The sequence below is a fragment of the Kribbella jejuensis genome, from assembly GCF_006715085.1.
Classification (GTDB): Bacteria; Actinomycetota; Actinomycetes; order Propionibacteriales; family Kribbellaceae; genus Kribbella; species Kribbella jejuensis.
This window is the reverse complement of record NZ_VFMM01000001.1, coordinates 516,087-528,762: the sequence shown is the minus strand read 5'-3', so window position 1 is coordinate 528,762 and position 12,676 is coordinate 516,087. Positions and strand designations below refer to the sequence as shown.

The window sequence follows — 12,676 nt, the reverse complement described above, 5'->3', positions numbered from 1 at the left end:
GTTCATGAGACCACCCGGCGGAAGACGCCCTCGGTGGCCCACGGCGTGCCGGCGGCCGGGTCGATGCGCATGCCGTCCGACCAGACCAGCTCGTACTCCAATTCGTCGTGCAGGTGTGCCGCGGTCAGCTCGGCGAGGACGCGCCGGGCGGTGATCCAGTCGCCCGCCTCGTCCACGACCTCGACGATGTCGACCGACGTCCGCCCGGCCAGCACCCGCTCGGCCTCGCGGCGCAGGTCCTCCCGGTCCGTCGCGGCGGCCGACTCCGGAGCATCCTGGTCCGCGGTCGGGCGCGGCGGCGCCATCCGGGCCGTCCCACTCCGGCGACCCGTTTCCACCGCCTCGACCATCGTCTGCGCCGAGAAGTCCGGCGCGGCCGCATCGAACAGGAGGCCGTCGAGCACGGCGGCGAGCGTCTCCGGCTCACTGCCCCGCGTAAAGGTGAGCCATGTCTCGATCGGCAGCAGCCCCAGCGCCCGCGTCGTACCCGCCCGCTCGACCAGGCGGCCCGCCGCGAGCTGCACGGCATCCGCGTACGCCGCCAAGGCCATGCGCAGCGACGTACAGTCCCGGTGCAGGGTGGGCCAACGGTCCAGGACCAGGCGGTGCACCTTCTCCGCCTGCTCGATCAGGCGCTCGTTGCCCCACGCGAGCTGCGCGTTCTCGCGGAGCTGAGCCGTGGTGCTCGTCGCCACCAGGATCGCCAGCTCGTTGCCCAGTAACCGGAACACCTTGGTCAGCCGCTCGACGGACGCCTTGCCGTCGTCGGCCGTCGCCTGCGGGTCGCTGACGCTGTGCGCCTCGAGGGTGAGCAGCTGGTGCAGCTCCGCCTGACCGCCCTGCACGGACATCCGGCGCAGGAACATCAGCATCACGTACGGCGCGAAGGCGGCGCGGTGGCGCAACTCGTTCGGCCGGTCGACGAGTTTGGTGATCGCGCCGTACTGCCGGAGGACGTCGAAGCGGCGGACGATCACGTCGTGCGGATAGGCCCGGCAAGCGAGGGTGGCCTGCTCCACGGTCAGCCCGTCGCTGCCCGCCTCGGCGAACGCGTCCAGGATCGCCTGGTCCACGTCCAGCAGGTCGGGATCGACGATCATCGCGCCGGACTCGCGGGCCAGCACCGCGAAGACCTGACGGTAGACGCGCAGCACGGCCGCTTCGGCCTCGGCATCGAGCAGTGTCGCGTCCATCCCGCACTCCCTCCCGTGTGATAGCGCGGCTACCAGAGCAAGGACTCTAACCATCCGCGCCTACAGACCAAAACCCACCCGCCCACCACCTGTGGACAACTGGTGGAGGTGGTGAGGGTGAGGGAGATGAGGGGTCGGCACTGACAGACCAAAACCCACCCGCCCACCACTTGTGGACAACTGTGGAGGTGGTGGGGGCGGGGAGGTGAGGGGGCCGGCGCCGACAGGCCAACCCGCCCGTCGGCGGTCTGTGGAAAACCGGGTGACGGTGGGCGCGCGGCTGCCTACCATCCGGAGGGTGATGAGAATCCTTGGCTGACGCGGTCGGGAAGGCCGCGTCAGTACCACGGCACCCCAAGCGGGTGTCGCCCCGCCGGAGCGGACCGTCGTGTCCCCGGCGCGCTTGTTGATTCTCTCCGTACGGAGCCCTGCACATGACTGTGCATCCTTTTGCCCGCCCGATCGGCGCGCAACACGCCCGTGTCCGTCAGCTGCTCGCCCTGCGCAAGGACGGTTCACCCGGCCGGATCATGGTCGAAGGAACGTGGGAACACGACCGCCTGCTGACCACATCCGCGACCATCGAGGCCCTCTTCTGGTGCCCCGAAGCCGGCCCGCCGGACATCGCGAACCTCGCCGCACGGGCCGCGGAGGTGTACCGCATCTCCGAGAAGCTGCTCGCCCGGATCGCCCGCAAGACCCGCCCCGAGGGCCTGATCTCGATCGCGCGCGTACCCGAATGGCGCCCGCAGGCGTTCCGCTTCACGAACCGGTCCCTCGTCCTGGTCGCCGACGGTGTCGAGTACGCCGGCAACCTCGGCACACTGATCCGTACGGCGGACGCCGCGAACGCGGACTGCCTCGTACTGACCAGCCGGCGCGCCCGTCCGACCCATCCGGCCGTGTACTCCGCGAGTCGCGGCACCGTCCTGTCGACGCCGATCGTGGAGTTCGACGACATCCCGTCCGCGGCAGCGTGGTTGCGCAGCCACCGGTTCCGCGTCCACCTCGCCGACCCGGCGGCGACCGGGACGTACCGAGTTCCGCAGTACGACGGTCCGACCGCGTTCGTCGTCGGCTCGGAGGGCGCGGGTCTGTCGCCGGCGTGGCACGACGAAGGATTCGACGCGGTGTCGATCCCGATGCTCGGCCAAGCCGACTCGCTGAACGTGGCGCTGTCCGCCGGGATCCTGCTGTTCGAGGCGCGGGCTCGCAAGGAAGGCTGGTGACGCACAATAGGTTCGCCGCCAACAGCCGACCACAGAAGGAGTGCCCGTGACGTTCGAGCCCGGCCAGGTCGTCGCCCCGTCCGACCCTCGCATCGTTCTGGAGGGACAGTGGGGCCACCAGCCCGGCGTCGCGATCACGGTGAACTCCGGTTCGCGGATCTCGTTCTGGTACGCCGGTGAGCGCGTCCAACTGCTCTTCGACACCGACGGGCTGACCGTCCCGCCGCACCTCTGGGTCATTGTCGACGACCGCGAGCCGGAACTGCACCTCGTCGACGGACCGGTCATCGAGCTGTCGGAGCCCGAGGGCCAGCACCGGGTGACGGTGGTGGTCAAGGACGTCAGCGAGCACGTGAACCGCTGGAACCCGCCGTTCGAGTGCGCGGTCGTCTTCGCCGGTCTCGTGCTCGACGCGCGGTCGGTACTGCGGCTGATCGGCCGCCCGGGTGGTCCGCGGCTGGAGTTCTACGGCGACTCGATCACGCAAGGCGTGCTCTCGCTGAGCAACCAGCCGGGGTCGGAGGGCGCCGACGGTACGGCGTCGTACGCGTATCTGACCGCGCGGGCGTTCGGCGCCACGTCGTACCAGGTTGGGTTCGGCCGGCAGGGGATCAGCAGGCCGGGGAACGGCGAGGTGCCGCCGGGACTCGAGTCGTTCGGGTGGAACTTCGCGGGCTCACCGGCCGAGCGGGTCGAGGCGCCGGACGTGGTCGTGATCAACCTCGGCGTGAACGACCTGACCCTGGACGTCGAGGAGTACGCGGAGTACGTACGGCGGGTGCGGGCCGCGTACCCGTCGACGACGATCGTGTCGCTGACGCCGTTCAGCGGGAAGCACGCGGAAACGATCCAGGCCGCGGTGAAGACCCTCGATGACCCTGCCGTGGTGCTGGTCGACACCACCGGCTGGATCACCGAGGACGACTGCACCGACGACGTCCACCCCAGTGTCGCCGGCCACGCCAAGATCGCCGACCAGCTGATCGCGGCCCTCGAGGAGCACACGTCGTTGCGTCGTCCTGCCGCGGGACAGACAGCTAACGCTCAGGAGTAGGCGGGCGCGATCGCCCGCGCGAGCATCACGATCGGGATCGGGCGCATCTCCTGGTATGGGAGAGAGACGACGGTCACGTACTGGTCCGTGCTGCTCCTGAACACCAGGTATCCATCGTCCTGTTGCCATGCTTCGGCGCCGACGGTCACGCGATGGGCCCAGGGCAGCCCGTCGGTGGCGGCGTCCTTGATATAGCCGAAGTCGATCCTGCTGTCGCCGCCCGGGAACGTTGCGACCGAGCGCGTCGCCGAGGCCCATCGGCACGACAGGTGCTTGTCGACAAGGGCATCCCGCCGCAGGACGGACTTCGTGCCGAGGCTCCGTTCGGCGGCCGCAGTACCACGGGCGCATTCCGGCCGAACGACCATGGACGGAGCTGTGGGGAGGCCGCCGGGTAGCGTCGTGATGGATCGGGCGATCGACCGGAGTTCGTCCAGCGTGCCGGCGCCGGCGTTCTCGACGCTGAGCCGGATCTGACGACCGTCGATGCGGAAGACGAGCCAAGGTGCAGCTGCGGCTGGATCGAGCGCCCACGAACCGTCACCCAGCCCACCATCGCTGACCTTGGCGGCGTACCCACCTGCCGCGGCGGATTCTTCGTCGTCCTTGCGGAACTTGGCGGCTTGCGCATCGGTGACTTTGAGGATGGAGACCAGTACCCGGATCCGGTGAGCGGGCTGTGCAGAGTCCACCAAGGTGCAGCCGTCCGAGAGCGGTGCAGCCGGACGATATTCCCCGTCCTCGGTAGTCCAGTTGCCGGGGAGTTGTGGGCGTTCGCGTTCGCACAGGTTGCCTATGGGGGCCGCGTGGGTGGTGGGGTGGGGGTCGCAGCCGAGGAGGGCGAGTAGGAGGACCGCGGTGAGGGTGGCTCGGCGGCGCATGGTTCAGAGGAGGTCCTTCGGGTCGGTTGCCGGCGGGCGGGTCAGGGTCCAGTCGTTGAAGTGGTTGTCGAAGCGGTACCAGAGGTTGTCTTTGCCGAGGCGGAGTTGGAGTTTGCCGGAGGTTACTCGGTTGGCTTCGGTGGTGGCGTCGGGGAGGGCGGCTTGGGCTTCGGTCAGGGCGTCCGAGGTGGGGTCGTGTGGTGCGTCGATGGTGACGGCCAGGCCGCCGGGGCCGGCTTGCTGCCAGGCGGTGGCCCAGGTGGTCAGTTGGCGGGCGGAAATGTTGGCGCGGTGCGCGAGGTCGGCTAGTTCCGGCGTACCGAGGAGGGCGGCGGCTCGGCGGGCGAGGTCTTGCTCGTAGGTGAGGGAGAGGGTGGTGTCGCCGGAGGCGAGTTCCCAGGCGCGGCGGGCGGCGTCGGTGGCCAGGGCGATCAGGTCGCGTACGTCGATGCCGGACGAGCGCGGCGGGTCCAGCACCTTCACGGCGGCCGGTACGCCGGGAGCAGCAAGCGGCCGCGGCGGCACCGGAATCGGCACCACAGACCCAACCGGCGCGCCGTGCGCAGACGGCGGATCCGCGGGCTGGACGGCGCCGGCTGCCTGGTCCGCGGGGAGTGCAGCGGTGTCGGCGGGGTGCATGGCGGTGACGGCCGGTGGGCCTGCGGGGTGCGTGGCAGTGGCGGCCGATGGGTCCGCGGGGTGCGTGGCGGTGGCGGCCGATGGGTCCGCGGCGTCTGCGGAGATCGGCGAGTCCGCAGCGGTGGTTGGTGGGGCTGTGGGGTGTCGGTTGGGGGTGGTCAGGTGGCGGGCGAAGGCGGCGATGGCGGGGATGCCTTTGGGGGCAGGGGTTCTTGGGGGAGTAATGGGCGCACCCGTGCCGCCGCGGCGCGCCCGTAGAGCTGCTAGCAGTTCGTCCTTGCGCCGGCCTCGGAGCAGCAGCAACGCGAACGGATCGTCGTCCAGCGCGTCCGCGACCAGGTAGCAAACCGCCGCCGAATGCTTGCACGGTACGGCGAAGTCCGGGCAGCTGCAGTTCGTCAGGACCTCGCCCGCGCCGGGCAACAGGTCCAGCCCGGTTGCCCGTACGTCGTCCACGACCTCCGGCGGCAGCTCCCCGTCGAGGAGCGCCGCGACCCGGCCGATCTGCGCCGACACGACGTCAAGTACGGCATCCCATTCGTCCGCCGAGAACGCGCGGATCCGCACCGTCACCTGGTACGGCGTGACGCGGCTGCCCTGCACCACCGCCTCGACCTCGCCCGGGGTGACCGTCAGCTCCAGCACGCTCCCACGGCGCGCGTACGACCGCCCGCGCGACAACCGCCCCGGATCGAGCCGCGCCCGGTGCTCCAGCGCCTCCAACCACGCGCGCCCCCACCACGTCGCGCCGAACGACCGCCGGCTGCCCGGCCCGCGCGCGGCCGGCAACCCCGCGTCCTCGCCCTTCGACCGCCACGCCTGCCACGGCCGCCGCTCGTCGTCAGGCATCGGATTTCCCCACTGCGGAAGGGTTGTACGCACTTGCCGACCCGGATTTCGCCGGCCCGGTCGACAGCTCGACGAGTTCGGTCAGCTCCGCATCCGACAGCTCGCTCAACCACGCCTCGCCCGACCCGACGACAGCGTCCGCGAGCTCACGCTTGGCGTTGATGACCGTCGCGATCCGGTCTTCCAACGTGTTCTCGGTGACGAGCCGATGAACCTGCACCGGCTGATCCTGCCCGATCCGGTACGCCCGGTCCGTGGCTTGATCCTCCACAGCCGGATTCCACCAGCGGTCGTAATGCACAACATGCGTCGCCCGCGTCAACGTCAACCCGACCCCACCGGCCTTCAACGACAGCAGGAACACCGGCGCCGCGCCGGCCTGGAACTGCTCCACCATCTCCGAGCGTTTCCGCACCCCGATACCGCCGTGCAGGAACAACGTCCGCACCTGCCGCGCCGCGAGATGCGCCTCGATCAGCCGGCACATCTCGACGTACTGGCTGAAGATCAGCACCGACTCGCCCTCGGCCAGGATCACGTCGAGCAGCTCGTCCAGCGCGGCGAGCTTCCCGGACCGTCGCTCCAGCGGACCGGGCTCGTGCAGGAACTGCGCCGGGTGGTTGCACACCTGCTTCAACTGCGTCAGCAGACTCAGGACCAGCCCGCGCCGCGCGATCCCCGACGCCTCCTCGATCTTGGCGAGCGCCTCCTTCGCGACGGCCTGGTACAACGTGGCCTGTTCCGTCGTCAGCGGTACGACGACGTCGTGTTCGGTCTTCTGCGGCAGCTCCGGCGCGATCCCCGGGTCACTCTTGCGACGCCGCAACAGGAACGGCCGCGTGACCCGGGCCAGTCGCGCCGTCACCTCCTCGTCGTGGAACCGCTCGACCGGTACGGCGACGTCGTGGCGGAACCGGTCCAGCGTGCCGAGCAGCCCGGGCGCCGACCAGTCGAGGATCGACCACAGCTCGGACAGCCGGTTCTCGACCGGCGTCCCGGTCAACGCGATCCTGGTTGCCGACGGCAACGTCCTCAGAGCGCGGGCGGTCCGTGACAACGGGTTCTTCGCGTGTTGCGCCTCGTCCGCGACGGCCAGGCCCCACGCGATCTCCCCGAGCTGGTGGTGATCCTGACGGACCACGCCGTACGTCGTGAGCACGACCTCGTCCGGAGCGAGATCGCTGAGCGTACGACCGGGGCCGTGGTAGCGGCGGGTCGGTACGTCGGGAGCGAACCGCTCGAACTCACGCTCCCAGTTGCCGAGCAGGGTCGACGGACAAACCACGACCGTCGGACCGCGCCCCTTCAATTGCAGGTGCAGCGCGATGACCTGGATCGTCTTGCCGAGGCCCATGTCGTCGGCGAGGCAGCCACCGAGGCCGAGGTTGGCGAGCTGCGCCATCCACGCGACACCACGGCGTTGGTAGTCGCGCAGGGTCGCGCGCAACCCGGCAGGCTCGACGTACGGCGCCGGCTCCTCGGTGGCGCGCAGTCGGGTGAGCATCTCCGCGAGCGAGCCGTCGGCGTCGAACGGTACGAGCTCGCCGTCGACGTCGATCGTCCCGGTCAGCGCCGCCCCGAGCGCCTCGGCGCCGGTCAGCTTGCGGGCGGAGCCGTTGCTGCGCAGGCGGCGGACGAGCTCGTGGTCGACGCGCATCCAGCGGCCGCGCATCCGGATCATCGGACGCTTGGCCTCTGCGAGCGCCGCGACCTCCGCCTCGGTCAGCTCCTGGCCGTCGAGGGTCGGACGCCAGCGGAACGAGACGAGATCGTTGAGGCTGAAGTCGGGCCCGGTGACGGCGCCGGGGGTCGGCGTCCCGACGGTGGCGCGGAGCGCGAGTTGGCCGGCGAACAGCTCGGTCGGCCAGAGCACCTCGATGCCGGCGCCCTCCAGCTCCGGACTCCCTTCGGCGAGCTCCTCGAGCGCGGCGTCGTCGATCCGGATTTCCTCCGGCGCGGCGTCCTGCAGCGCGGAACCGAGCGGCGGCCAGACGCGCGCACCTCGGCGGAGCGCCAGCAGCAGATCGGTCTCGGCTCGCTCACCGAGCGCGGTCAGCACGGCGGCGGGCGCGTTCCACATGTCCGCCACATCCACGAGCAGACTCGGATCCACCCCACTCCGCAACTGCAGCACGGCCCGGAAGCCGTCGAGGTCAGCGGCATCGTCGGTCTCGGCATCGTCCGGCGCGAGTTCGGTGGTGGGTGGTTCGACGCGGAGGACCAAGCGCGTGCCTGCCTGCTCGGCCAGGGCGGTCTCGTCCAGCCATGCCGTCGGCCCGGACAGTGCAGTGGGTTCAAGCGCTGCGAAAGGCGCCGCCCCAGGACGGGTCGCCACCGCGGCGGCCGGCGTCCGGACCAGCGTGTCCGCGAGCGCGTCCCAGAACGCGCGGATCAGCTGCTCCGGCTCGATCAACCGCAGCGGCCGCGCGTTGGTCAGCGGGAGGGCATGCCCGTACGCCGGCATCGCGGCGCTGAGGTTCCGCAGCCACGCCTGGTCGATCGGATCGAGCGGAGCCACCCGCCACGCGCCGTACCCCTCCGCGCTCCGGTCGGGGACCAACCGGCCGCGCCCGATCAACACCAGCCCCGCGAGGCCTGCTGCTCGCCACGCGGCCCAGCTGCCGGCCTCTGGTTCGTCCGGTGACGTCAGCCGGGCGATGACCTCTTCGATCGTGAGCAGCCGCGCGGGCACGGTCGTCCGGCGTACCGACGTACCGCGGGGGAGGACGAGCTCGACCGTCCCGTCCGCTGCCTCGCCGCGAAGGTCGCCGTACAACGCCAGCCGGCCCGCGCGGGGCGGGTCGGCGGGGACGAAGACGGCGTCGAACATGCCCCGCAGAGTACGCCGTGCCGCCGACAGAAACTTGACCTGAACCTTCGTTGAGGTTGCACGCTCGAAACTCCCGACCAGAAAGAGCGAACATGCGTGCAGCTGTGGTGACCGCGTTCGGCGGCCCGGAAGTGATCCAGACCCGCGACGTCCCGGACCCGGTGCCGGCCGAGGGGCAGGTGCTCGTCGAGGTGGAGGTGGCCGACGTCATCTTCGTCGAGACCGCGATCCGCCGCGGCGGGTACGGGACGTTCTTCGACGTCGAGCCGCCGTACATCCCGGGCAGCAACCTCGGCGGACGGGTCCGCGCGGTCGGTCCCGGCGTCTCCGCGGACTGGATCGGCAAGAGCGTCGTCGGCCGCCCGGCGAACTTCGGCGGCCACGCCGAACTCGCGCTGCTCACCCCCGAGGTCGAGGTCCCGCCGGAGCTCGACCTGCAGACCGCCGTCGCTGTGTACGGCGACGGCTTGACCGCGCTGATGCTCGAGGAGCTCGCTCCGCCGATGACCGGCCGGAACGTCCTGATCACCGCCTCGGCCGGCGGCATGGGGCTGCTCCTCATCCAGCTCGCGCACAAGGCCGGCGCGCACGTGATCGCGGCCGCCCGCGGCGACGAGAAGCTCGTACTGAGCAAGGCGCAGGGTGCCGACGTACTGATCGACTACAGCAAACCGGCCTGGGAAAAACTGGTGCTAGAGGCAACGAACAACCAAGGCGCGGACATCGTGCTCGAAGGCGCGGGCGGCGAACTCGGTGGCACTGCCTTCACCGTTACCAAGGACGGCGGCTGGTTCTCCGCCCACGGAGCCCCGTCCGGGACTTTCGCGGCCATCGATCCCGCCGAAGCCGGCCGCCGCAACATCACGGTCAAGGGCATCATGGACCTTCGCGCCGACTCGACCACCACGCACGTCACCGCCAAAGACGTCCTGGCCCGAGCCGCCGCCGGCGACCTGAAACCGGTCGTGGACAGGGTCTACGACCTCGGCCAGGTCGCCGACGCGCACCGGGCCTTGGAGAACCGGACCCTCCGGGGCAAGGCTCTGATCCGGATCTCGTCAGCCAGAGACTGACTCGGTGCTGCCGGGTGGGTTGGGGCGGGCGGCGACGATGCGGTTGCGGCCGTCGCGCTTCGCGCTGAGCAGGGCGTCGTCGGCGGCGAGGATCAGCTGGTCCATGGTCTCGGCGACGTCGGGGTAGACCGCGGCGCCGATCGAGGCCGGTACGCCCGCGATCACCGCGTTCTTCGCGTTCGTGGTCTCCACCGCCACGCTCAGTGCGCTCAGCCGGTCCCGGATCCGTCCGGCCACCTCGAGCAGTTCGCTCTCCGAGGCACCGGGCAGCAGCACCGCGAGCTCGTCGCCACCGACCCGGGCGACCAGGTCACCCTGGCGGACTTCGGCGCGGATGCTCTCGCCGACCGCACGCAGCGCCTGGTCACCGGCCGGGTGCCCGTACGTGTCGTTGATTTCCTTGAACTTGTCCAGGTCCAGCAGGAGCAGGCCGACGCTGCTGCGCAGGGACTGTGCCCGGGCGAGCTCCGCGGGCACGGCGTTGGCCCAGTACGCCGGGGTTGCGAGGCCGGTCTTGACGTCGGTTCCCGCGGCGCGCTGGAACTGAGGCAGCAGCAGGTCGCGGTGCAGCGTCAGCACGGTCACCATCAGGATCGGTACGACCCAGGGGTACGACGCCTGCAGAGCGGCGACCGCGACACCGAGGCCGAGGCCCGCGACGACCACGAGCTGATCAGCAAGATTGCCCAATGCACTCCGCGCGGTGGTGTCCGGCGACGCCAGCAGGATCGCGCCGATCACGAGAGCGAAGTTCACCAGCCACCACATGGTCGCGGCGCCGATCACCACGACCAGCTGCCACGGGCCGGTCGGTACGCGCGGCTCGGTGACCAGACCACCGGCCCGCAGCGTCGCCGCGGCAGCCGCGCTGGCCAGGATGAACGTACTGGCCGAGAACACCTTGCGGTGCGCGATCGTCCGCCCGTACACCCGGATCCAGGAGTAGCTGTAGGAGATCACGATCAGCGCGACCACCAGGCTGAGCGGGAGCAGTAGCAGGCCGGCGAACACCCAGAGGCTCTTCAGGTTCGTGTACGGCGAGGTGTTCGCGGCCATCTCGCGTCGGCGCTCGATTCCGCGGGCAGACTCCAGGTGCAGGATCGACGCGGCGGTCAGCACGCCGAACGCGAGCCACTCGGCGTGGCCGACGCCACCGGAGACCGTCGAAGCGACCGCGGCGGCGGTGATCATGAGCGCGACAGCATCGACCCCGAGCACGTAGCACAGTGCGGGACGAGGTAGCGACCAGAGCTTCCACCGGCGGGGTGGCACCCAAATGCTCCGACCGATCAGAATCATTGTGGCCTCACCCGGATAGACCTGAACGGTTATTCCTGAATAGTAACTGCCCGGACACGCGAGGTCAGCACCGGCCCGCGTTTTGTTCCATCCCCTGGGATGGCGGAGGAAGGATTCACCATGGCGAAGATCAACACCGGTAACGAGTGGTTCCGCGGTGGCAACGAGTGGTTCACCGGCGCCGGGAACGAGTGGTTCCAGGGCGGTAACGAGTGGTTCACCGGCGGTAACGAGTGGCTCCGCGGTACCGGCAACGAATGGCTGGTCAGCGGCAACGAGTGGTAATGCCGGAATTTCTTTACCGGCATTTTACGAAGCCGGCCGGAGATCATTGCGCGGATCTCCGGCGGCTTGTCCGGCGCTCATCCGGCGCTCATTTCGGACGTGCCGGTACCGGCCCGGCGGGCACGTGCCCAGGCACTGCCCGCCAGCAGGGCCGCGCAGGACCCGGCGACCCCCATCGTGCCCAGCGCGACCGTCGGGGACCAGCGGTCGGCGAGCAGGCCGGCCAGCAGGATGCCGAGGCCCTGACTGGTCTTCAGCGCCGTACTGGCGACGCCGAAGGCCTGACCGCGGCGCCCGTCCGGGATCGCTTGGACGAAGGCCGCACTGGTCGGCAAGTGGTACGCCGACGCGAGGCCGGACAACGCCCAGAGTGCCACGGTGGTGACCAGGTTCGGCCCGCCGAAGCTGAAGACCAGCGGCACGCAGGCCAGGATCGCCAGCGGACCTAGTAGTCGCAGCCGCTGTTCGGGCTCCCACTTGGTGATCAGCCACATGCCGACAACGGCTCCGGCGGGGCTTGCGGCGAGCAGGAAGCCCGCGGCGGTCGTGCCGTGGCCGATCTCGTGTGCGTACGGTACGGCGAGACCCTCCACGGTCACGTAGAACCCGGCGATCGTCGCGAGCAGGACGAGCGAGCGGAGTTGCGGCGTCCGGGCGACGAGCGATACGCCGTCGGCGAGGTCGCGGAAGTAGTTCGACGGTGGCGCATCGGTGCCGGCTCCCGGCACCGGTCTGCGACGTACGCCGAAGGTCACGAGAGCGGCCGACAGCAGGAACGTCGCCGCGTCCAGGAGCAGGCCTCCGGACGTCCCGACCGCGACCACGACCGCGCCGCCGAAACCGAAGCCGAGGACCTGGCTGAACTGGACCACCATGTCGTTGGCGGCCTTGCCGAGCACGTAGTGATCACCTGGGAGTACGGCGGGCAGGGTGGCTGCTCTGGCCGCGTTGAACGGTGAGCCGAAGGCTTGCAGCGCCAGCAGCAGCACGATCACGACGACGAGCGGAAGAGCCTGGACGGCCATGCAGGCAACGAGAACAGCACGGGCGATGTCCGTGACGATCATCACGGTGCGGCGCGGGTAGCGGTCGGCGATGCCGGCCAGCAGCGGGCCGAAGAGAAGGTCGGGGATGTAGGTGAGGGCGTACGTCAGCGCCGTGAGGCCCGCGGAGTTGGTGCGGTCGAAGACCAGCACCGACAACGCCACCCGGGCGATCTGGTCGCCGGCGACGGAGAGCACTCCGGCCAGGAACAAGGCCCGGAACTCCGCATGCCCGAACACGTCTCGCCAGCGCGCACGCTGGACCACCCCACTGGCCATACCGTGCACGTTAACCACTATC

General features: G+C 70.2%; 10 protein-coding genes. 4 read left to right on the top strand and 6 right to left on the bottom strand.

Annotated features, from left to right (window positions below):
• Positions 1-2: 2 nt before the first annotated feature.
• Complete coding sequence (locus FB475_RS02475) at positions 3-1,193, bottom strand: hypothetical protein (RefSeq protein WP_141852137.1); 1,191 nt, start codon at positions 1,191-1,193, stop codon at positions 3-5.
• A gap of 434 nt (positions 1,194-1,627) precedes the next feature.
• Here FB475_RS02475 and FB475_RS02470 point away from each other — a divergent pair, with 434 nt between their 5' ends.
• Together FB475_RS02470 and FB475_RS02465 are read left to right on the top strand one after the other, a co-directional pair.
• On the top strand, positions 1,628-2,422 hold the full coding sequence (locus FB475_RS02470) for a TrmH family RNA methyltransferase (protein ID WP_141852135.1): 795 nt from the start codon (positions 1,628-1,630) through the stop codon (positions 2,420-2,422).
• Positions 2,423-2,468: 46 nt separating this feature from the next.
• Positions 2,469-3,476: an SGNH/GDSL hydrolase family protein gene (locus FB475_RS02465; protein WP_238331920.1), complete on the top strand. Its 1,008-nt coding sequence runs from the start codon at positions 2,469-2,471 to the stop codon at positions 3,474-3,476.
• Here the strand turns inward: FB475_RS02465 and FB475_RS02460 are convergent.
• The 3 genes from FB475_RS02460 to FB475_RS02450 are packed head-to-tail and all read right to left on the bottom strand — an operon-like array spanning position 3,467 to position 8,675.
• Positions 3,467-4,357 (bottom strand): hypothetical protein, encoded by an 891-nt coding sequence (locus FB475_RS02460; RefSeq protein ID WP_141852133.1) that lies wholly within the window; start codon positions 4,355-4,357, stop codon positions 3,467-3,469. The genes FB475_RS02465 and FB475_RS02460 overlap by 10 nt on opposite strands.
• Before the next feature lie 3 nt (positions 4,358-4,360).
• A complete protein-coding gene (locus tag FB475_RS37380; protein ID WP_238331919.1) occupies positions 4,361-5,845 on the bottom strand; it encodes an SWIM zinc finger family protein in 1,485 nt (494 codons plus the stop codon).
• Positions 5,838-8,675: a DEAD/DEAH box helicase gene (locus FB475_RS02450; RefSeq protein ID WP_141852131.1), complete on the bottom strand. Its 2,838-nt coding sequence runs from the start codon at positions 8,673-8,675 to the stop codon at positions 5,838-5,840. Before FB475_RS02450 ends, FB475_RS37380 begins: the two co-directional genes overlap by 8 nt.
• Positions 8,676-8,767: 92 nt before the next feature.
• On the opposite strand from FB475_RS02450, the gene FB475_RS02445 reads away from it, so the two are divergent.
• On the top strand, positions 8,768-9,748 hold the full coding sequence (locus FB475_RS02445; RefSeq protein WP_141852129.1) for a zinc-binding dehydrogenase: 981 nt from the start codon (positions 8,768-8,770) through the stop codon (positions 9,746-9,748).
• On the opposite strand, the gene FB475_RS02440 is transcribed toward FB475_RS02445, so the two are convergent.
• Positions 9,734-10,966, bottom strand: a complete 1,233-nt coding sequence (locus FB475_RS02440) for a GGDEF domain-containing protein (protein WP_238331918.1) — start codon at positions 10,964-10,966, stop codon at positions 9,734-9,736. The genes FB475_RS02445 and FB475_RS02440 overlap by 15 nt on opposite strands.
• A gap of 201 nt (positions 10,967-11,167) precedes the next feature.
• Here FB475_RS02440 and FB475_RS02435 point away from each other — a divergent pair, with 201 nt between their 5' ends.
• On the top strand, positions 11,168-11,332 hold the full coding sequence (locus FB475_RS02435; protein WP_141852126.1) for a DEAD/DEAH box helicase: 165 nt from the start codon (positions 11,168-11,170) through the stop codon (positions 11,330-11,332).
• 77 nt (positions 11,333-11,409) lie between these two features.
• On the opposite strand, the gene FB475_RS02430 is transcribed toward FB475_RS02435, so the two are convergent.
• Positions 11,410-12,654 (bottom strand): MFS transporter, encoded by a 1,245-nt coding sequence (locus FB475_RS02430; protein WP_141852124.1) that lies wholly within the window; start codon positions 12,652-12,654, stop codon positions 11,410-11,412.
• Positions 12,655-12,676: the final 22 nt, after the last annotated feature.